Source organism: Profundibacter sp. (genome assembly GCF_965277155.1).
GTDB lineage: Bacteria > Pseudomonadota > Alphaproteobacteria > Rhodobacterales > Rhodobacteraceae > Profundibacter.
Map to the genome: position 1 here is coordinate 114,521 of NZ_CBDIBV010000004.1, position 19,946 is coordinate 134,466.

21 protein-coding genes and 2 pseudogenes are annotated in these 19,946 nt (G+C 58.5%); 14 read left to right on the forward strand and 9 right to left on the reverse strand.

The genetic code is table 11. The annotated features are described in order from the left end of the window. Positions 1 to 203: 203 nt before the first annotated feature. The 8 genes from alr to ACQY4M_RS02570 all read left to right on the forward strand — a co-directional run bounded on the left by alr (position 204) and on the right by ACQY4M_RS02570 (position 7,398). Positions 204 to 1,250: an alanine racemase gene (gene alr, locus ACQY4M_RS02535; RefSeq protein WP_428540405.1), complete on the forward strand. Its 1,047-nt coding sequence runs from the start codon at positions 204 to 206 to the stop codon at positions 1,248 to 1,250. Beyond that, the gene (locus tag ACQY4M_RS02540) at positions 1,247 to 2,029 is read left to right on the forward strand and encodes an MlaE family ABC transporter permease (RefSeq protein WP_428540408.1); all 783 of its coding nucleotides are present in this window, start codon (positions 1,247 to 1,249) and stop codon (positions 2,027 to 2,029) included. The genes alr and ACQY4M_RS02540 overlap by 4 nt, the downstream gene beginning before the upstream one ends. Then, positions 2,026 to 2,772, forward strand: a complete 747-nt coding sequence (locus ACQY4M_RS02545) for an ABC transporter ATP-binding protein (protein ID WP_428540411.1) — start codon at positions 2,026 to 2,028, stop codon at positions 2,770 to 2,772. Before ACQY4M_RS02540 ends, ACQY4M_RS02545 begins: the two co-directional genes overlap by 4 nt. A 109-nt stretch (positions 2,773 to 2,881) precedes the next feature. Continuing rightward, positions 2,882 to 3,340 (forward strand): paraquat-inducible protein A, encoded by a 459-nt coding sequence (locus ACQY4M_RS02550; RefSeq protein WP_428540414.1) that lies wholly within the window; start codon positions 2,882 to 2,884, stop codon positions 3,338 to 3,340. 30 nt (positions 3,341 to 3,370) lie between these two features. After that, positions 3,371 to 4,735 (forward strand): DNA repair protein RadA, encoded by a 1,365-nt coding sequence (radA, locus tag ACQY4M_RS02555; RefSeq protein WP_428540417.1) that lies wholly within the window; start codon positions 3,371 to 3,373, stop codon positions 4,733 to 4,735. Positions 4,736 to 4,765: 30 nt separating this feature from the next. Further along, positions 4,766 to 5,356 carry a CvpA family protein gene (locus ACQY4M_RS02560; RefSeq protein WP_428540420.1) on the forward strand — a complete coding sequence of 197 codons (591 nt, stop codon included), beginning with the start codon at positions 4,766 to 4,768 and terminating at the stop codon, positions 5,354 to 5,356. Between the two features lie 105 nt (positions 5,357 to 5,461). Then, positions 5,462 to 6,916: an amidophosphoribosyltransferase gene (gene purF, locus ACQY4M_RS02565; RefSeq protein ID WP_428541099.1), complete on the forward strand. Its 1,455-nt coding sequence runs from the start codon at positions 5,462 to 5,464 to the stop codon at positions 6,914 to 6,916. Further along, positions 6,913 to 7,398: a DUF2199 domain-containing protein gene (locus tag ACQY4M_RS02570; protein WP_428540423.1), complete on the forward strand. Its 486-nt coding sequence runs from the start codon at positions 6,913 to 6,915 to the stop codon at positions 7,396 to 7,398. The genes purF and ACQY4M_RS02570 overlap by 4 nt, the downstream gene beginning before the upstream one ends. A gap of 37 nt (positions 7,399 to 7,435) precedes the next feature. Here ACQY4M_RS02570 and ACQY4M_RS02575 read toward each other — a convergent pair whose 3' ends face one another. After that, positions 7,436 to 8,662 (reverse strand): IS256 family transposase, encoded by a 1,227-nt coding sequence (locus ACQY4M_RS02575; RefSeq protein WP_428539582.1) that lies wholly within the window; start codon positions 8,660 to 8,662, stop codon positions 7,436 to 7,438. A gap of 236 nt (positions 8,663 to 8,898) precedes the next feature. Here ACQY4M_RS02575 and ACQY4M_RS02580 point away from each other — a divergent pair, with 236 nt between their 5' ends. From ACQY4M_RS02580 to ACQY4M_RS02600, 5 genes are all read left to right on the forward strand, one after another. Then, positions 8,899 to 9,309 carry a DUF1801 domain-containing protein gene (locus ACQY4M_RS02580; protein ID WP_428540426.1) on the forward strand — a complete coding sequence of 137 codons (411 nt, stop codon included), beginning with the start codon at positions 8,899 to 8,901 and terminating at the stop codon, positions 9,307 to 9,309. A gap of 10 nt (positions 9,310 to 9,319) precedes the next feature. Beyond that, entirely contained in the window at positions 9,320 to 9,970 is a 651-nt protein-coding gene (locus tag ACQY4M_RS02585; RefSeq protein WP_428540429.1) for an SDR family NAD(P)-dependent oxidoreductase, read from the forward strand. Positions 9,971 to 10,107: 137 nt separating this feature from the next. Then, entirely contained in the window at positions 10,108 to 10,896 is a 789-nt protein-coding gene (gene surE, locus ACQY4M_RS02590; protein ID WP_428540432.1) for a 5'/3'-nucleotidase SurE, read from the forward strand. After that, positions 10,893 to 11,531: a protein-L-isoaspartate(D-aspartate) O-methyltransferase gene (locus tag ACQY4M_RS02595; RefSeq protein ID WP_428540435.1), complete on the forward strand. Its 639-nt coding sequence runs from the start codon at positions 10,893 to 10,895 to the stop codon at positions 11,529 to 11,531. The genes surE and ACQY4M_RS02595 overlap by 4 nt, the downstream gene beginning before the upstream one ends. 54 nt (positions 11,532 to 11,585) lie before the next feature. Beyond that, on the forward strand, positions 11,586 to 12,749 hold the full coding sequence (locus tag ACQY4M_RS02600; protein WP_428540438.1) for a peptidoglycan DD-metalloendopeptidase family protein: 1,164 nt from the start codon (positions 11,586 to 11,588) through the stop codon (positions 12,747 to 12,749). 19 nt (positions 12,750 to 12,768) lie between these two features. Here the strand turns inward: ACQY4M_RS02600 and ACQY4M_RS02605 are convergent, their stop codons facing one another. The 4 genes from ACQY4M_RS02605 to tatA are packed head-to-tail and all read right to left on the reverse strand — an operon-like array spanning position 12,769 to position 15,406. Next, the gene (locus ACQY4M_RS02605; RefSeq protein WP_428540441.1) at positions 12,769 to 13,608 is read right to left on the reverse strand and encodes an ATP-binding protein; all 840 of its coding nucleotides are present in this window, start codon (positions 13,606 to 13,608) and stop codon (positions 12,769 to 12,771) included. After that, on the reverse strand, positions 13,605 to 14,555 hold the full coding sequence (tatC, locus tag ACQY4M_RS02610; protein WP_428540444.1) for a twin-arginine translocase subunit TatC: 951 nt from the start codon (positions 14,553 to 14,555) through the stop codon (positions 13,605 to 13,607). Before tatC ends, ACQY4M_RS02605 begins: the two co-directional genes overlap by 4 nt. Beyond that, complete coding sequence (gene tatB / locus ACQY4M_RS02615) at positions 14,552 to 15,142, reverse strand: Sec-independent protein translocase protein TatB (protein WP_428540447.1); 591 nt, start codon at positions 15,140 to 15,142, stop codon at positions 14,552 to 14,554. The genes tatC and tatB overlap by 4 nt, the downstream gene beginning before the upstream one ends. Before the next feature lie 39 nt (positions 15,143 to 15,181). After that, entirely contained in the window at positions 15,182 to 15,406 is a 225-nt protein-coding gene (gene tatA / locus ACQY4M_RS02620) for a twin-arginine translocase TatA/TatE family subunit (RefSeq protein WP_428540450.1), read from the reverse strand. A gap of 246 nt (positions 15,407 to 15,652) precedes the next feature. Here tatA and ACQY4M_RS02625 point away from each other — a divergent pair, with 246 nt between their 5' ends. Continuing rightward, a complete protein-coding gene (locus ACQY4M_RS02625; RefSeq protein ID WP_428540453.1) occupies positions 15,653 to 16,330 on the forward strand; it encodes a helix-turn-helix transcriptional regulator in 678 nt (225 codons plus the stop codon). A gap of 89 nt (positions 16,331 to 16,419) precedes the next feature. Here ACQY4M_RS02625 and ACQY4M_RS02630 read toward each other — a convergent pair whose 3' ends face one another. From ACQY4M_RS02630 to ACQY4M_RS02645, 4 genes and pseudogenes are all read right to left on the reverse strand, one after another. Then, positions 16,420 to 17,244 (reverse strand): sulfite exporter TauE/SafE family protein, encoded by an 825-nt coding sequence (locus tag ACQY4M_RS02630; RefSeq protein WP_428540456.1) that lies wholly within the window; start codon positions 17,242 to 17,244, stop codon positions 16,420 to 16,422. Between the two features lies 1 nt (position 17,245). Continuing rightward, entirely contained in the window at positions 17,246 to 18,259 is a 1,014-nt protein-coding gene (gene dusA, locus ACQY4M_RS02635) for a tRNA dihydrouridine(20/20a) synthase DusA (RefSeq protein ID WP_428540459.1), read from the reverse strand. 79 nt (positions 18,260 to 18,338) lie between these two features. After that, positions 18,339 to 19,274 (reverse strand): annotated as a pseudogene (locus ACQY4M_RS02640) (SulP family inorganic anion transporter); the annotation flags it as partial. A gap of 44 nt (positions 19,275 to 19,318) precedes the next feature. Next, positions 19,319 to 19,888: pseudogene (locus ACQY4M_RS02645) on the reverse strand (transposase); the annotation flags it as partial. Positions 19,889 to 19,946 lie beyond the last annotated feature (58 nt).

Sequence of the window (19,946 nt, forward strand, 5' to 3'; positions counted from 1 at the left end):
AACGGCACTGGCCGCACTTAGAAATGACTTAAAGTCCATTCAATATCTCCAAAATATAATTGTTGGGGGGAACCCCCAAAATAATAAATATGCACTCGTACGCATCAATAATCAGGCGAAAATGCGGGGGATAATCGTTGCTGTCAAGGCATGTGTTTAGTGTTTCTGCTTGACCTTCCCCCCCCACCCGTCAAAAACCCCCTATGGGAAGTGGAAACCTGACAATTGATCTGGATGCGTTAACTGCCAATTGGCGGTCGCTGGACGCCATGACAGATTGCGAGACGGCGGCGGTGGTTAAGGCTGACGGCTATGGGCTGGATGCTGGCCGCGTGGCGCGGGCGCTGGCCAAGGCCGGTGCGCGACGGTTTTTCGTGGCGGTGGCCGAAGAAGGGGCCGCGGTGCGTCAGGCACTTGGCCCCGGCCCCGAGATTTGTGTCTTTGGCGGGCATATGCGCGGCGATACCGATATGATCCATGATCTGCACCTGGTCCCGATCCTGAATTCCCTGAACCAGTTGACCCGCCATTTCGAGGCCCTGCCAAATGCCCCCTTTGGCATCCAGCTGGACACCGGCATGAACCGGCTGGGCATGGAGGCCCCCGAATGGGCCGCCGTGCGCGACATCGTTCTGCCGCAAAACCCCGTTTTGGTGATGAGCCATCTGGCCTGCGCCGATGAGCCGGACCACGATATGAACGCAAGCCAACTGGCCGCCTTCCGCGACATGACCGACGGCATTGACGCCCCGCGCTCATTGGCTGCGACCGGCGGCATCCTGTTGGGGGCCGACTATCATTTCGATCTGACCCGCCCGGGTATTGGCCTGTATGGCGGTCTGCCCTTTGCCGATGCGCGGCCCGTTGTGCATCTGTCCCTGCCGGTGATCCAGACCCGCGATCTGGCGGCGGGCGAAACCGTGGGCTATGGCAATGTCTGGCGTGCTGAACAACCTGCGAAAATTGCCACGGTTTCCGGTGGATATGCAGACGGGTTGATCCGTGCACTGTCGGGCAAGGCCACCTTCTGGCATGATGATACTCCTTGTCCCCTAGTGGGCCGTGTCTCGATGGACCTGATCACGGTCGATATCACCCGCCTGAACGAAGCCCCGACCCATCTGGACCTGATCACCCCGCAACAGACGGTGGACGATCTGGCAGAAATGGCAGGCACCATCGGTTATGAAATCCTGACGTCCCTAGGCCCGCGTTACGCCCGCCGTTATGCCGGAGGGTTTGCCGCATGAGCCTGCTTGCCCCGATCGCCGCCATCGGCCGTAATACCATGGGTATTCTGGCCGCCATTGGCCGGATCAGCATCTTTTTGTTCCAGACACTGGGCCATATGGTCCGCCCGCCGTTTTACATTAAGGAATTCGGCCATTCCCTTATGGTTATTGGTTATTTCAGCCTGCCAGTTGTTGGCCTGACTGCCTTTTTCACCGGCGGGGCGCTGGCCTTGCAGATTTATGCCGGCGGCGCACGGTTCAGCGCCGAAGCGGTGGTGCCACAGATCGTTGCCATCGGTATGGTGCGTGAATTGGGACCGGTGCTGGTGGGGTTGATGATCGCGGCGCGGGTCACCTCGTCCATTGCCGCCGAAATCGCCACCATGCGGGTGACCGAACAGATCGACGCGCTGGTCACCCTGTCCACCCATCCCATGAAATACCTGACCGTGCCGCGTGTTCTGGCAGCGTTCATAACGGTGCCGATACTGGTGGGAATCGGCGATATCATCGGCATTTTCGGCGGCTTCCTTGTGGCCACCGGCAAACTGGATTTCAACGCCGCCACCTATCTGAACAACACGGTTGATTTCCTCGAGGCCCCCGATGTCGCCTCGAGCCTGATCAAAGGCGCTGTGTTCGGCTTTATCGCCGCCTTGATGGGCTGTTATTACGGCATGAATTCGGGACGCGGGGCGCAAGGGGTGGGCAAGGCCACCAAATCCTCGGTCGAGGCAGCGGCGGTACTGATCCTTGCGGCCAATTTCCTGTTAACCTCGGTGTTGTTTTCATCATGATTACTTTAACGGATGTTCATAAAGCCTTTGGCAGCAACAAGGTTTTGCGCGGGGTTAACCTGACCATCCCCACCGGCGAAAGCATGGTGGTGATCGGCGGCTCGGGCACCGGTAAATCGGTGCTGCTGAAATGTATTCTGGGGCTGATCACGCCGGATAGCGGCATCATTACCGTGGACGGGCAGGATGTAACCAAGGTTGACCGCGACGCCTTTCTGGCGCGGTTCGGGATGCTGTTTCAGGGCGGTGCGCTGTTTGACAGCCTGCCGGTCTGGCAAAATGTTGCCTTTCGCCTGCTGCGCGGTTCCCTGAAACGGCCCAAGGACGAGGCCCGCGCGATTGCAATTGAAAAACTGCGCCGCGTGGGATTGAAAGCGGATGTGGCCGATCTTTATCCGGCGGAACTGTCGGGCGGAATGCAAAAACGTGTTGGGCTGGCCCGCGCAATTGCGGCCGAGCCCGAGATCATCTTTTTCGATGAACCCACTACAGGGCTGGACCCGATTATGGCGGGTGTTATCAACGAGTTGATCCGCGAAATTGTAGTAGAAATGGGCGCCACGGCGATGACCATTACCCATGACATGAGCAGCGTTCGCGCCATCGCCGACAAGGTGGCAATGCTGCATGACGGGGTGATCCAGTGGACCGGTCCGGTTGCGGAAATGGATGCCAGCGGTGACCCTTATCTGGACCAGTTCATTCACGGCCGCGCTGAGGGGCCGATCGAGGCGGTGCGCTGACCTATAGGGCGGATTTCTCGCGCTTCAAGCATTGTGGCATGGTTTTCGACCCCATAAGTATCAGCATGGGCGCCGCAAATGCCCAATCATTTCGGGGTGGAGTAATCTTGTGAACCTGTTTTTGAAAATCGCCAACCTGTCGCTGATCGTGCTGTTTCCAATCGCCTGGTTCGCACCGATGCTGCGGGCGGGGGTATTGGGCGGCATGATGCCCTATTTCTTTGATCTGAACGAAATATCGGTGATCACCGGCCTGCAATCGCTGTGGGAATCAGATGTGTTTTTGGCCCTGCTGGTCACATTTTTCGCCATTTTCGCCCCCTATATGAAAACCATCGGCCTTGCCCTGATCCATTTCCATTTACTGCATCGCAAGGTGCTGCCGGTGCTGCACTGGCTGGGGCGGTTGGCGATGGCCGACATCTTTCTGGTGGCGCTATATCTGGTGGTGGCCAAGGGGATTGGCGTGGGCACGGTGCAAACCGCCTGGGGGCTGTATTTGTTCACCGGCTGTATTCTGGCGTCCCTGGCGATCTCTTTTGCGACCGAGAAGAAACGCACGCCTTGATGTAGACGCAAAGCTGGGGCAAAAGGGCCTATGGCCAAAACGCACACCTTCACCTGTAACGCCTGCGGCGCGTCCTCGACCAAATGGTCGGGGCGTTGCGAAGCCTGTGGCGAATGGAATTCGATTGTCGAGGAAGCGCCGCTTTCGGCAGGCCCCACAAAGAAATCGCTGGGCGGCAAACGTGGCCGCGCGCTGAACCTGACCGATCTGTCCAGCGACGAGGTACCGCCACCGCGCACCCATTCGGGCATGGGGGAACTGGACCGCGTGCTGGGGGGTGGTCTGGTGCCGTCCTCGGCCGTTCTGGTAGGGGGTGATCCGGGCATCGGCAAATCCACCCTGTTGTTGCAAGCCGCTGCAAGTTTCGCCCGCAAGGGTTTGAAAACCATCTATGTTTCCGGTGAAGAAGCCAGCGCACAGGTGCGCATGCGGGCCGACCGTCTGGGCCTGCGCGATGCGCCGGTGCAACTGGCCACCGAAACCAACCTGCGCGATATTCTGACCACGCTGGAAACCGAAAAACCGCAATTGGCAATCATCGATTCCATTCAGACCATGTGGGCCGATAATGTCGAATCCGCACCGGGCAGCGTATCCCAAGTGCGCGCCGCCGCGCATGAATTGACCACATTTGCCAAACGGCGCGGCATGTCGGTGATCCTGGTTGGCCACGTTACCAAAGACGGGCAAATCGCCGGTCCGCGGGTGATCGAACATATGGTCGATACCGTGCTGTACTTTGAAGGCGAACGCGGCCACCAGTTCCGCATCTTGCGCGCCGTGAAGAACCGTTTCGGCCCTGCCGATGAAATCGGCGTGTTTGAAATGACTGGCGCGGGCCTGTCCGAGGTTACCAACCCATCGGCCCTGTTCCTGTCGGAACGCGACAAACCCGCCCCCGGATCGGTGGTGTTTGCGGGCATCGAGGGCACACGCCCCGTTTTATGCGAATTGCAAGCACTGGTCGCCCCCTCGCCACACAGCCAAGCCCGCCGCGCGGTCGTTGGCTGGGATAGCGGACGGCTGGCGATGATTCTGGCCGTGCTCGAGGCACGCTGCGGCATCCCGTTTACCGGCCTTGATGTCTATCTGAACGTCGCAGGTGGCATGCGAATTACCGAACCGGCCGCCGATCTGGCTGTTGCAGCCGCGCTACTGTCCGCGCGCGAAGATACCGCTTTGCCCGCTGACACTGTGGTTTTTGGCGAAATTAGCCTATCAGGGGCATTGCGACCCGTAGGCCAGACAGAAAACCGCTTGAAAGAAGCGGCAAAACTTGGTTTTTCGGGTGCAATTGCGCCGTCAGGTGGTAAAACCTCTGGCGCCGGGGGGCTGAATATTCAGAAAATGCCGGATTTGACGGCATTTGTTGGTGAGATTTTCGGTGCCGGTTAACCGGTCCAAAGCAGGCTAGGAGATTACGACGTGGAAGGTTTTACAATTATTGATGCAGTGGTGGCGGTTGTCATCATACTGTCTGCGCTTCTGGCATATTCGCGGGGATTCGTACGCGAAAGCCTGTCGATTGCCGGCTGGGTCGTCGCTGCCATTCTGGCATTTATGTTTGCGGCGCAGGCCGAACCTCTGGTTCGCGAGGTGCCCGTGCTGGGGGATTTCCTGAAAGACAGTTGCGAATTGTCCCGCATTGCCGCCTTTGCCGCCGTATTTGCCGTGGCATTGATTGTGATGTTTGCCGTGGCATTGATTGTGATGTCGCTGATTACACCGATGTTTTCGTCTATCGTGCAGCGTTCGGCGCTTGGCGGTATTGATCAGGGGCTAGGTTTCCTGTTCGGCGTGGCGCGCGGGCTGCTTTTGGTTGGCATTGCGCTGGTGGTTTATGATCGCGTTATCACCGATCAGGCCATTCCGATGATCGACGACAGCCGCACCGCACGCGTCTTTGCCAAAATGCAGGACCGCATCAACGACAGCATCCCCGAGGATGCGCCGGGCTGGATCACTTCGCGTTACGACCAACTGGTTGGCGAATGTAACAAGCCTGCTTCGAATTAAGCAAACGGCGGTTTGCTACTATTTGGTGACAGACCGCCCGCGACCCCCTAAAGAGGGAAGCGAACCACTGCCATGGGATTCGGAGCGACTGCTGAAATGCAAAAAATGCTGCCAAGCCACCCGTTTGATGATGACAAGCTAAAAGAGGAATGCGGCGTTTTCGGCGTGATTGGTCAGGTTGATGCCGCCAATTTCGTCGCCCTTGGCCTGCACGCCTTGCAACACAGGGGGCAAGAGGCCGGCGGCATCGTCAGCCATGACCCCGAGCAGGGTTTCAATTCCGCCCGCCGCTTTGGCTATGTGCGCGATAATTTCACCAAGGCCAGCCTGATGGAAACCCTGCCCGGCCCGCTGGCGATTGGCCATGTTCGCTACTCGACCGCTGGTAAAAAAGGTGCTGTGATCCGCGACGTTCAGCCGTTCTTTGGCGAATTCGCGATGGGCGGGGCCGCAATTGCCCATAATGGCAATATCACCAATGCGGCGGCGCTACGCAAAGAACTGATCCAGCATGGCTCGATCTTTCAGTCCAGCAGTGACAGCGAATGTATCATCCACCTGATGGCCCGCAGCTTCCAGAAAAACATCCCCGAACGGATGAAGGATGCCCTGCGCCGGGTCGAGGGCGCCTTTTCTATCGTCGCAATGACCCGCACCAAACTGATCGGCGTGCGCGATGCTTTGGGTGTGCGCCCGCTGGTGCTGGGCAAAATCGGGGACAAAAGCTGGGCATTATCCTCGGAAACCTGTGCGCTGGATATCATCGGCGCGGAATTCGTGCGCGAGATCGAGCCAGGTGAAATGGTGGTGATCACCGCAGATGGCGTTGAATCCCACCGCCCCTTTGCCCTGGCAAAACCGCGGTTCTGCATTTTTGAGCATGTCTATTTCTCGCGTCCCGACAGCATTCTGAATGGTCAGTCCGTCTATGAAACTCGCCGCCAGATCGGTGTGGAACTGGCCCGCGAATGCCCCGTGGACGCCGACATCGTTTGTCCCGTGCCCGACAGTGGCACACCGGCGGCGATCGGATATTCCCAAGAAAGCGGCATCCCTTATGCGATGGGCATCATCCGCAACCAATATACCGGCCGCACCTTTATCGAGCCGACCGAAAGCATCCGCAACATGGGTGTGCTGCTGAAACTGAACGTCAACCGTGCGCTGATCAAAGGCAAGCGGGTGATATTGGTGGATGACAGCGTTGTGCGCGGGACAACATCCCGCAAGATCAAGGAAATGATTCTGGATGCCGGTGCCGCCGAGGTACATTTTCGCATCGCGTCCCCCCCCACCATGTGGCCCTGTTTCTACGGCGTAGACACGCCCGAGCGCGAAAAGCTGCTGGCAGCGACCATGAACGAAGCCGAAATGCGCGAACATCTGGGCGTAGACAGCATCCGCTTCATCACGCTTGACGGGTTATATCGCGCTGCTGGCGAGGCACAGGGACGCAACAACGACTGCCCGCAGTATTGCGACGCCTGTTTTTCCGGCGAATATCCGGTGGAACCGGCGGATATGATTGCACAGGGGTTTGAAATCAAGGCGGCGGAATGAACTTCGAAAAGGCACTCGCCAATGATCCGCGCTGGCAGCGTTTCAATGACGCATCATACCTTTGTAAATGCTGTAGCCAGTCGTTTGATGGTATCTATGATCTAGTCTGCAATGCGCCTGATGTCTGGAACGGCCCGCCTGAACAACAGCCCAACCACACCCTAACGGAAGATACAGATGCCCTGACCGAAGATTTTTGTGTGATGGGGGATCACCGCTTTGTTCATTGCCTTCTGCCAATTCCGATACAAGGAAGCGATCAGGTTTTCAGTTTCGGAGTGTGGGGGACACTTTCAATTGATAACTTCAACGCATTTTGCGCCCGTTTTGATGATGGCACACAGGGCGACCTTGGGTCTATGTTCAGTTGGCTAAGCAACGCGGTTCCGACTGGTGCGCCCTTGCCTACCCCTGCAGTAATCAGCCCGCGCAATGATCGCCAACGCCCGTATCGGTTGTGTCTCGAAAGTGGTGGAAATTGATTTCAGGCACCTCCGAGCGGGTTGAGTTATGCGCCGGTCAGGCGGCTTGGTCAAGGGTTGCGTCGGCGACGGGCTGAGCGAGCGTTTCCCAGCCATCGACCTTTCGCATGACGATCTGCCCCGAGGCCATCAGAGCCCAAAGCAGCATCGGCACGGTCTCGGCGCATGGCAGCACGGTCTGGGTCTTGATGCGGCGGCGGAATTCCTCGTTCAGGCGTTCGATCGCATTTGTCGTTCTGGCCGATTTCCACTGGCCTTGTGGCAGACGCGTGAAGGTGAAAAGCTTATCTCCTGCTTCTTCCAAGCTGTCAGCGACGGCCTTGCATTTCAGCCGCCATTTTCGCAGAAATGCCTTGCGGCGGGTGGCGATTTCCTCGGGTGTTTTGGCGTAGATCATGTCGCGGTAATCTTCTGTCAACTCATCATGCATACGCTTGGGTGCCTTGGCCAGAAGGTTGCGGTGCTTGTGCACCGTGCACCTCTGGATCGGCAGATCTTCACCCCAGAGGGCAATGAGAGCGACCTCAAGTCCCGGTGCCCCGTCCACGATGACAAATTCGGGCCGTTTCAACCCGCGCGCATCCAGATCGTTGATGAACTGACGCCAGGCGGAGGTGCTTTCGCCGCCCATGTTCATCAGTGATAACAAGACCTTCTGCCCATCCCGGCGCACGCCAATCGCGGCCAGAACCGAGATATTGGTGGCCTTCCTGTCAATCCGCGTTTTGATCACGGTGCCGTCCAGGATCAGCCGCACGATGTCTTCATCCGCAAGGCTGCGGGCGCACCACGCCTGCCAGTCCACCTTCACCTTGCGCCAGGCGCGGCTCACCACATCCTTGCTGACCGCCCCCTGAAACAGGCCGAACAGGGCGCGTTTTACCCGCCGTGTGTTGGTGCCCGAAAGGTAGACAGCAGCGATCAGCGCCTCGGCCTTCTTCGTCAGCCGCTGGTAGCGGGGCAATGCCTTCGAGCGCCATTCTCTGGCCTTGCCGGCCTCGCCTGTGATCCGCGCACGCGGCACGCGCACCGTTTCGGTTCCAAATGTTCCGACCAGTTGCCGCTCGCGATGCCCGTGGCGGTATCCGGCCTTTGCCCCGCCGCTGCGGCCATACCGGCAACGGCCCAGAAACTGCTCCAGCTCCTCTTCGAAAACCGCCTCGATCGTCGCGCGGATGTTCTGGCGCAGCCGGTCTTCAATCGGGTCATAGCCTGCTTCATTGGCCAGTAGCGCGGATGTCGATGTTGCTGTATTCTTTGTCATGGCGTGATCTCCTTGGCGGTTCCAGCCGCCGGTTGGGTGGCTTCGATGCACCCGGAGATTACGCCGTCCTCGAATTTCCACCAAACTCGCGACACTACCCCCGTATCTTTGGATATCAGACAAGGAACATCCGTATTTTGAAGCACAGGACAAAGGTATCACCTTTGATCAGCTTCTTGATATATATGCGCTATACGGCAATGATATCCGCCCGCACCTAGAGCAGGTTTAGTAAATTGCCCTCTTCAATCCCCCCAACCGTCAAAACCGCCTTTGACGCCTTCCCCAAACCCGCTCGCGATGCGCTGTTAAACCTCCGCAGCCTGATCTTCCAGACCGCCGCCAGCAACCCCGCCGTCGGCGACCTGACCGAAACCCTGAAATGGGGCGAGCCCGCCTATCTGACCGAAGCAACCAGATCAGGCTCGACCATCCGTATAGGCTGGAAACCCGCCAATCCGGATCATGGTGCATTGTTCTTTAACTGCAAAACCACGCTGGTTAACACCATGCGCGAAATCTACCCCGATACCCTCACCTATCAGGGCACGCGGGCGGTGCTTTTCCGCCTTGATCAACCGCTACCAAATGACGCTCTGGCGCATTGCATCGAAATGGCGCTAACATACCATCTCAACAAACGGTAAAGACCAACACATGACAGATCCCAACGAACCCGTCGCCCTGATCACCGGCGCCTCGCGCGGCCTTGGCTTTGCCATGGCCGAGGCGCTGGCCCCCGACTATCATATCGTCGCTGTAGCCCGCACAGTTGGCGGGCTGGAGGATCTGGACGACCGGATCAAGGCCAAAGGCGGGGCAGCAACGCTGGCACCAATGGACATCACGCAGGACGCCGCCATGCAGCACCTGTGCCGCTCGATCCATGAGCGCTGGGGCGGGGTGAGACTGTGGATTCACACCGCATTCCACGACACGCAACTGTCCCCTGTCGACCATATCGACGCCAAAGACTGGGACAAGGCCATCGCCCTGAACGTGCGCGCCACCGGTATCATGATCACATATGTCGCCCCCCTGCTGGGCCGCGACGGAACTGCCGTTTTCTTTGACGACCCATCCACAAGCGGCGCAAAATTCTTTGGCGCTTACGGCGCAACCAAGGCCGCGCAAATTGCACAGGCCCGCAGCTGGCAGGCCGAAACCGCCAAAAACGGGCCCCGCGTACATATCGCCACGCCAAATCCGATGCCCACCGCCCTGCGCGCCCGCTTCTACCCCGGCGAGGATCGCTCGCCGCTGGCTGATCCGCATAACGAGGCCGCGCGAATACTGGCCGAACTTTAGGCTTCTTCTTGCCCTAAATACCTGCGCCGCAGGCATAGAATCTTTTCTGCCACAGCACGGGCGCAATCTCGGCTGTGGCTTTACCGCGCCTGCGCCTTGCCCTATTGAATCTACAGGGCAAGAAAGGCAAACCAACCATGCGTATTCTGATCACCAACGACGACGGCATCAACGCCCCCGGCCTGCTGACCATTATGGCCATTGCCAGCGAAATCGCCGGACCGGATGGCGAGGTCTGGACCGTTGCCCCCGCTTTCGAGCAATCGGGCGTATCGCACTGCATTTCATACACCCGCCCGATGATGATCGCACAATTGGCCGAGCGCCGTTTTGCCGCCGAAGGCTCGCCTGCCGATTGCGTGCTGGCCGGCCTGCATGACGTGATGAAGGACAACCCGCCCGATCTGGTGCTGTCTGGCGTGAACCGTGGCAACAACGCCGCCGAAAACACGCTCTATTCAGGCACCATCGGCGGCGCGCTGGAAGCCGCGCTTCAGGGGCTGCCCGCGATTGCCCTGTCGCAATACCTTGGGCCACAAACCGCCGAACTGGACGATCCGTTCAATGCGGCAGCAGTGCATGGCGCCGCCACCGTGCGAGCCATTCTGGACAACACCCCACAGCAAAACGGCGACTATCGCCTGTTTCACAGCGTCAACTTCCCCCCCATCGCCGCCGCCGATGTCAAAGGCATGAAAGCCACCGTTCAGGGCTACCGGCGTGATGTGAATTTCAGTGTCGAACCGCATTTCGCCCCCTCGGGGCGCAAATTCCTGTGGGTACGCGGCGGCAGCCAGCATACCCCGACCGAACCGGGCAGCGATGTCGCCGCCTGTCTGGACGGCTATATCTCGATCACCCCGATGCGGGCTGATCTGACCGCCCATGAAGATGTCGCAACCCTGCAAGGTGCCCTGCCCAAATGAAGGATGCCGAACGCAAAATGCAATTCCTATTTGCCTTGCGTTCCAAGGGGGTAACCGATGCACGCGTGCTGTCGGCTATGGAGAAAATCGACCGCGGAGCATTTATCAAAGGGCTGTTTGAAAATCGCACCTACGAGGACATGCCCCTGCCGATTGCCTGTGGCCAGACCATCAGCCAGCCCTCGGTTGTCGGCATTATGACACAGGCCCTGAAGGTGCAACCGCGCGACAAGGTATTGGAGGTCGGCACCGGTTCCGGCTATCAGGCTGCCATCCTTAGCCAGTTATCGCGGCGGGTCTACACGGTTGATCGCTACAGCCGTCTGGTACGCGACGCCGAGGCGGTTTTTCGCAAACTTGACCTGACCAATATCACCGCAATCACTACAGATGGCAGCCATGGTTTGCCCGATCAGGCTCCGTTTGACCGTATCATCGTTACCGCAGCCGCCGAGGATCCCCCCGGTCCCCTCTTGGCGCAATTGAAAATTGGCGGTATTATGGTATTACCCGTGGGTCAGGAACAGGCGGTTCAAAGTCTGATAAAGGTTGTGCGCCACGAGACAGGCTATGACTACGAAGAACTAAGACCCGTGCGTTTCGTGCCCCTGCTGGAAGGTCTGGGCAAGGAATAAAACAGAGCAATAACAGGTCCGACAAACGGGCCGCGGTATTTGAGGAACGAGCAAATGGCAAAACGCCAAACCCCTATGATGCGGGCCCTGTTTTCAGGTGTGGCCCTGACGATGTTCAGCACCCTTTCGGGCTGTAGCAATCTCGACTTTGATCTACGCAACAATTTCGGCAATGCGCCCAACACCTCCGGCGCCACAAGGCAAGCCACCGCACCCCGCCCGCCAGCGGATGACCGCGGTGTGATTTCCTATCCCAATTACCAGGTCGCCGTGGCGCGGCGTGGCGATACCCTGACCAGTGTTGCCAACCGTCTTGGTCTGGATCCGGCCGAACTGGCCCGCTATAATGGCATGTCACCCGATACCAAACTGCGCCCGGACGAAATCATTGCCCTGCCCCGCCGTGTGAGCGAACCATCGCCGGCAACGGGTGCTGTCACCTCCGGCCCGTTGCAACCCGAACCCGTTGACATCACCACCCTTGCCGGTGGCGCGATTGAACGGGCAGGCAGCAACCCGGCAAATACCAATTCCAATGCTCCTTCAGGGGTCGAACCAATCCGTCATAAGGTCGAGCGCGGCGAAACCGCTTACTCGATCTCGCGGCTTTATAATGTCTCTGTACGATCGCTGGCAGAATGGAACGGGCTTGGAAATAATCTGACAGTCCGCGAAGGGCAATATCTGCTAATCCCCGTGGCCAAGAGCAGCCCGCCCCCCAAAGATGGCATAACCCCGCCAGGTGCAGGCACACCGGTTCCGGTGCCGCCAAGTTCGACCAAACCCTTGCCTGCCGAAAAACCGGCAGCGGCCAAACCGGCAACACCTGCCTCGCCCAATCTGGGTGGCGGAAAACCTGCGGCTGCCAGCAATGCACGGCTGTTGTTTCCGGTACAGGGCAACATCATTCGCGCCTATTCGACCAAAAGTGACGGTATCGACATCGCCGCCAAGGCCGGCACACCGGTGATTGCTGCCGATGACGGCACCGTGGCCGCGATTACCCGTGACACAGATCAGGTGCCGATCCTTGTGATCCGGCACAAAGGCAACCTGCTGACGATCTATGCCAACATCGACAAGATCACCGTGAAAAAAGGCGACCGTGTGCGTCGGGGCCAAGCCATCGCCAAGGTGCGCGCCGCCAATCCGGCCTTCGTCCATTTCGAAGTGCGCAAGGATTTCGACAGCGTCGATCCGATGCCCTATCTACAATAACAAATGGCGGGCGTTTCGCTTATAGAGGAACGCCCGTTCGCCCAGCCAAATCCGTGAAATACTGCCATGCCACACGGCCCGACCGGCTGCCGCGTGTGGCCGCCCATTCGATCGCTTCGGCGCGCAGGGTTTGGTCGTCAATCGTCACGCCATAGGCCGCGCAATACCCTTTGATCATATCCAGATATTTATCTTGCGAACAGGCATGAAACCCCAGCCACAGACCAAAGCGGTCCGACAGGGAAACTTTCTCCTCGACCGCCTCGGACGGGTTGATGGCCGAGCCGCGCTCGTTTTCGATCATATCGCGTGGCATCAGGTGGCGACGGTTCGAAGTGGCATAGAACACCACATTTTCCGGCCGCCCGATCACCCCGCCGTCCAGAACCGCCTTTAGCGATTTGTAATGTTCGTCGTCATGGGAAAACGACAGATCATCGCAAAACAGCAGGAACCGTTCGTCCGCACCCCGCAGCAGCGCCAGCAAACGACCAATGCTGGGCAGATCCTCGCGCTGGACCTCGACGATCTTCAGCGCCAGCCCCTGTTCCAGAACCGCCGCATGAATGGCCTTGACCAGTGACGACTTCCCCATCCCGCGCGCGCCCCACAGCAGGGCATTGTTGGCGGGCAGGCCACGGGCGAATTGCAGGGTGTTTTCCAGCAGCGTGTCGCGGGCGCGATCCACGCCGACCAACAGGTCCAGAGCAACACGGTTCACCTTGGCGACAGGTTCCAGATGGTCGGGATCGACATGCCAGACAAAAGCGTCAGCGGCGCTGAAATCAGGGGCTTTGGCGGGCTTGGGGCTGATCCGCTCCAGTGCCGCCGCGATCCGTTTCAGCGCCTTGCCGCTCATTTGTCGTCTTCTTTGAAATAGCCCTCTTCTTCGGCTTCGTCCTTATCGAACTCGTCCATTAGCGGGTCTTCTTCTTCGGCTTCCTCGCCCTCGTCTTCATCTTCGTCGTCGTCAAACCACAGCCCTTCGGCCCGCAGTTTGGCCTCGCGCTTGCGTTCGACATAGGCAACCAGATGGATTGAAACTTCGTACAGACCGAACACCACTGTGAACAGAACCAGCTGGGTAATGACATCCGGCGGGGTGACAATCGCGGCCAGCACCAGAATGCCGACAATCGCGTATTTACGCACGCCGCGCAGCCCTTTGGCGCTGACCAGACCGGCCTTGCCCATCAGGGTCAACAGCACTGGCAACTGGAAGCAAAGCCCGAAAGCGACCATCATTTTCAGTGTAATATCAAGGGTTTCGTTGACTTTCCCCTGAAACACAATCTGCACACCCGTATCGGTTGAAACCGCACCGTCCTGTGGCTGAAACGCTGTAAAGAAGGACGATGCATCGGCAAAACCCAGAAAGAACGTCATCGCCATCGGGATTACGATGTAATGCGAGAATGCCGCGCCCAGAATGAAAAGCGCAGGGGATGCGATGATAAACGGCAAAAACGCGCTTTTCTCGTTTTTATACAGGCCCGGCGCCACAAAACGCCACATCTGGTAAGCGATGACAGGAAAGGATAGGCCCAGCCCAAACACCATCGAGATGCGGATCAGGGTAAAGAAATATTCCTGTGGAGCGGTGAACTGCATCACCGGATTTGGATCGCCCAAGGAGCGAATGGTTTTTTCAATCGGGGTCAGCAGAAAATCAAGGATCGGGCTGCCAAAGGAAAAACAGATCACCATGCCAACGATAAACGCGATCACCGAATAGATGATGCGATTGCGCAATTCTGCCAGATGCTCGATCAGCGGAGCTGACGAGCTTTCAACCTCGTCGGTCATGCTTTGTCACCTGATTTTGCTTTGGGTTTTGCGGCTTTTGGTTTTGGCTTAGCGGCTGTTTTTGGCTTGGCCGTTTTCGGCTTTGCCGGTGCCTTGGCTTTTGGTTTTGTGGCTGCTTTTGCTTTTGGCTTGGCCGATGCTTTTGCCTTTGGCTTGGCGGCAGGTTTTGCGGCTGTTTTGCCCTCTTTCGCTTTTGCTGTCGCGGCGTGCATTTTCTTGGCAGCTTCGGTGCGCTCTTTGACCAATGCGGCCTTTTGGGCCTTTTCGGCAGCTTTCGTTTCCGCAGCTTTGGCCTGTGCCTCGGGCGTCATCGGATCCCAGTTTTCGAACTTGGTCGCGACCTCGTCCAGCGCATCCAGACCCAGCGATTTTTTCGAAGTTACCTTTTTCAGATCATCCGCCACGTCCTTGACGCCAGCCGAATCTGCGGCCTCGTTCATCGCCGACTGGAAATCGCGTGCCATCGCTTTGGCCTTGCCGGTGAACCGGCCAAGGGTGCGAAACATTCCGGGCAAATCTTTTGGACCCACCACGATCAACGCGACGATGCCAATAACCAATAATTCGGTCCAGCCGATGTCAAACATATGCGATCCGCCTTCTCAACAGAAACAGGAAAGGGGCGATTACGCCTCGTCTTTGTCTTTCTCTTTTTCGTCTTCGGGGGTGACGTCCTTGGCGGCAACAGCAGAATCTTCCAGCTCTTGCTTGCCTTCGCTTACGCCTTTTTTGAAGGACGAGATGCCCTTGCCCACTTCGCCCATCAAGGACGAGATTTTGCCGCGTCCGAACAGAACCAGCACCACAACGGCGATCAACAGAAGGCCCGGCAGGCCAATATTATTCAGCATAGTCTTCTCCTATGTCAGGATGTCCGGCGGGGGCCGGACAGGAATTTCACCCTCTGTGTTTATTGTCTCTTTAAAGAAGATCAAAGGTCAAATTCGCCGCAAATCGCGGCTTTTTTACCGATTTTGTGCCGCCATATTGTCAACTGACATGTTTTTGTCAGTTGTGCGGGTTAAAATTGGGCGAATCAACCGCGAAACCGGCTGTGGCCGCTTGACCTTCTACGCCGCGTCACCGAGTTTGCACCCATGCGCCGCAAAGACCGCCTTTTTGAAATGATCCAGATCCTGCGTGACGGGCGCTTGCACCGTGCGCAGGACATGGCCGAACGGTTGGATGTTTCCGTGCGCACGATTTACCGCGATATGGACAAGCTGATTGCGTCAGGGGTGCCGGTCGAGGGGGAACGCGGGCTGGGCTATAGCATGACCGCGCCGATCACCCTGCCCCCCCTGAACCTGACAATGACCGAACTGGAAGCGTTTCATCTGGGAATGGATGTGGTTGCCAAATCGACGGACAAGGAACTGGCCGAAGCCGCCAAATCATTGATTGCAAAGGTGGATATCGTTCTGCCCGAGGATCGGGATGCACCAGCACTTGGGTGGGGATTTGCCACAAACCCGCTTGAGGATGCGGCCAAGGGGTTCAAATATATGCCCACCCTGCGGGCAGCGATCAGAATGCGGCACAAGGTGCAGTTGGGGTATCGTAACGAGGCCGGCGAAATGATTGAACGGGTGGTGCGCCCGCTGCAACTGGAATACTGGGGGCGGGTCTGGACGGTGATTGCATGGTGCGAGATGCGCGAGGATTTTCGGGTGCTGCGGGTGGACCGGATGAGCGATGTTTCTGTGTTACCGTCGCAGTTTGGCGATGATGTGGGCAAAACCCTGTCGGATTATCTGGAAGGGTTGGGGGAATAGATTGTGCCGCGCTGACGCGCGTCACCCCGCGCGCCCCTTAACAGGGGCGCGGAGAGCCTTCGGCGAAGGTATTTGGGAAAAGAAGAAGCCTAAAACCCCGCCGCTTTTCGGAGCATATTCAGGGCAACAAGGATCAGGAAGGCCGCAAAGACGCGTTTGAGCGGTTTGGGGTCCATCATATGCGCCAGTTTCACGCCATAGGGTGCAGTGATCAGGGTCATGGATATGGTCAGCACAAAGGCCGGCAGGTTGACCGCACCGATGGTATAGGGCGGTTTGACATCGGCAGGGATGTCCAGCATCAGAAAGCCGATCACCGAGGGGACCGCGATCAACACGCCCAGCCCGGCTGCGGTGGCAACAGCGCGGTGGATGGGGGTGTTATAGAGGCTCATTAACGGCACCCCGAACGAGCCACCACCGATGCCCATCAGCACCGACATGAAGCCGAGGATCGGCGACAGGATAGCCCGCCGTATGCCGGTTGGCATGGCATCCCCCAGACGCCAGTGGTTGCGACCAAAAGCAAGGTAGAACCCAATGGTGATGCCCAGCACGCCAAAGATTCCTTGCAGCACAACCGAACGCAGCGCGGCGGCGATCAGCACGCCCAAAGCAGCCCCAACCACGATGCCGGGGGCAAAGCCGCGCAAGATGTCCCAATCCACCGCGCCCTTTTTGTTGTGGCTGGAGACCGAGCGTAGCGAGGTGACGATGATGGTGGCCAAGGACGTGGCAAGGCAGATTTGCATCAATTGGTCACTGCCATAGCCAAGCGACGAAAAGATGTAGAAATAGGCCGGCACAAGGATGATACCACCGCCAACCCCCAGCAATCCGGCCATCACACCGGCAAAGGCCCCTGTTGCCAGCAACAAAGCGACCATCGGTAACAGGGTATCCATTTCGGGCATATCAGGCGCTCTCGGCTGTTTTGGGGCGATCCTGCACATGTTGCAGGGCGGCGTCCAGCACTTCCAGCCCCGCACCGTCCTTGTGCGCACCCTCGGACAGGGTGCGCCGCCAGCCGCGTGCGCCCGGGCGGCCTGCGAACAGGCCCAGCATATGACGGGTGATCTGGTTTAGGCGGCCACCCTCGGCCAGATGGCGAGCGATATAGGGGCGCATTTCCTCGACCACCCGAAAGGTGGTTTTGCGCCCTGCCCCGCCGAAGATTTCCTGATCCGCCCCCAGCAGAACCGCATCCGGCGTATGGTAAGCCGCGCGGCCGATCATCACCCCGTCCAGCCCAGCGTCCAGAAACCCGCGCGCCTGATCCAGCGTGGAGATACCGCCATTGACCGAAATATGCAGATCGGGAAATTCACGTTTCATTTGCAGCACCAAATTATAATCCAGCGGCGGCACATCGCGGTTTTCCTTGGGGCTGAGGCCCTGCAACCACGCCTTGCGGGCGTGGATGGTGAAGCGGGTGACGCCAGCGGCGCGGACGGTTTCAAGAAAGGCGGGCAGGATTTCGCGTGGTTCCTGTTTGTCCACGCCGATGCGGCATTTCACGGTGACTTCAACATCCGAGGTGGCGACCATTTCAGCGCAACAGTCCGCCACCAGTGCGGGGTTTTCCATCAGCACCGCGCCAAAACTGCCTGATTGCACCCGATCCGAGGGGCAGCCGATGTTCAGGTTCACCTCGTCATAGCCCTCGTCACAGCAAATGCGGGTGGCAGCGGCCAGCTCGATCGGATCAGAGCCGCCCAGTTGCACGGCCACGGGGTGCTCCGCAGGGTCAAACCGCAACAGGTGCCGCGCCTTGCCGCGCACCAGTGCGGGGGATGTGACCATCTCGGTATAGAGCAGCGCGCGGGCCGACATCAGCCGGTGCAGATAGCGGCAATGGCGGTCGGTCCAGTCCATCATCGGGGCGACGGACAGGCGGGCGGCGGCGCGGGTTTCGGTTGCTTGGGTCATACGGTCTGTTTACGGGGCGGGGATTAAAGATTCCATGCCTGCGGCGCGGATATTTGGGCGAAAAAGAAACAGGGCGGGGTTATCCGGACAGCGTATCAATCGCCTGATGCTGTGACAGGAACACCTGTCCCGTCAGTTCGTCCAGCAGGTCGGTGCGTTTGAGGCGATCCATCACGGGGCCTTTGACTTCGGACAGGTGCAGTTTCAGGCCAAGGCTGTGCAGGCGGTGATTGATGGCCTCGATTGATTCCAGCGCGCTGGTGTCGATTTCGTTCACCGCCGGACACATCAGCACCACATGGCGCAGGTCCTTGTCGCCGGTCACACGGTCAAGGATGTAATCCTCAAGATAGCGGGCGTTGGCGAAATACAGGCTCTCGTCGATACGGATGGTCAGGATTTGTGGCGTGGTTTCCACCGAGTGGCGCAGGATATTGCGGAAATGCTCGGTGCCCGGTACGCGCCCTACCTCGGCCACATGCGGGCGCGAGGTTTTGTAAAGGAAAAGCGCCAGCGATAGCAGCACCCCTGCTGTGACGCCGATTTTAACGCCAAAGCCGAGGGTCGCCAGCAGGGTGACGGTGACAGCCAGAAAATCGGTTTTCGAATAGCCCCATGTTTTGCGCAACATCGACAGGTCCAGCAGCGACAACACCGCCACGATGATGATCGAGGACAGCGCGGCCTTTGGCAGGTAAAAGAGCGCGGGTGTCAGGAACAGCGCGGCCAGCAGGATGCCGATGGCGGTCATGCCCCCTGCCGCTGGTGTGCGGGCGCCGGAATCAAAATTCACTACGGAACGGGAAAACCCGCCGGTCACCGGAAACCCACCCGATATGGCCGAACCGATATTGGCCATCCCCAAACCGATCAATTCCTGATCCGGTATGATCCGCTGGCGGCGACGGGCGGCCAGCGTTTGGCCAACGGAGACAGATTCAACAAAGCCGATGATCGAAATCAGTATGGCCGACACCAGCAGTTTACCCCAGAGGTTGTGTCTCGAAAGTGGTGGAAATTGATTTCAGGCACCTCCGAGCGGGTTGAGTTATGCGCCGGTCAGGCGGCTTGGTCAAGGGTTGCGTCGGCGACGGGCTGAGCGAGCGTTTCCCAGCCATCGACCTTTCGCATGACGATCTGCCCCGAGGCCATCAGAGCCCAAAGCAGCATCGGCACGGTCTCGGCGCATGGCAGCACGGTCTGGGTCTTGATGCGGCGGCGGAATTCCTCGTTCAGGCGTTCGATCGCATTTGTCGTTCTGGCCGATTTCCACTGGCCTTGTGGCAGACGCGTGAAGGTGAAAAGCTTATCTCCTGCTTCTTCCAAGCTGTCAGCGACGGCCTTGCATTTCAGCCGCCATTTTCGCAGAAATGCCTTGCGGCGGGTGGCGATTTCCTCGGGTGTTTTGGCGTAGATCATGTCGCGGTAATCTTCTGTCAACTCATCATGCATACGCTTGGGTGCCTTGGCCAGAAGGTTGCGGTGCTTGTGCACCGTGCACCTCTGGATCGGCAGATCTTCACCCCAGAGGGCAATGAGAGCGACCTCAAGTCCCGGTGCCCCGTCCACGATGACAAATTCGGGCCGTTTCAACCCGCGCGCATCCAGATCGTTGATGAACTGACGCCAGAGTAATGCCCGAAAGTTGGTGATGGGGTGATTGGGTGGCATATCATGGCGGTGTTGA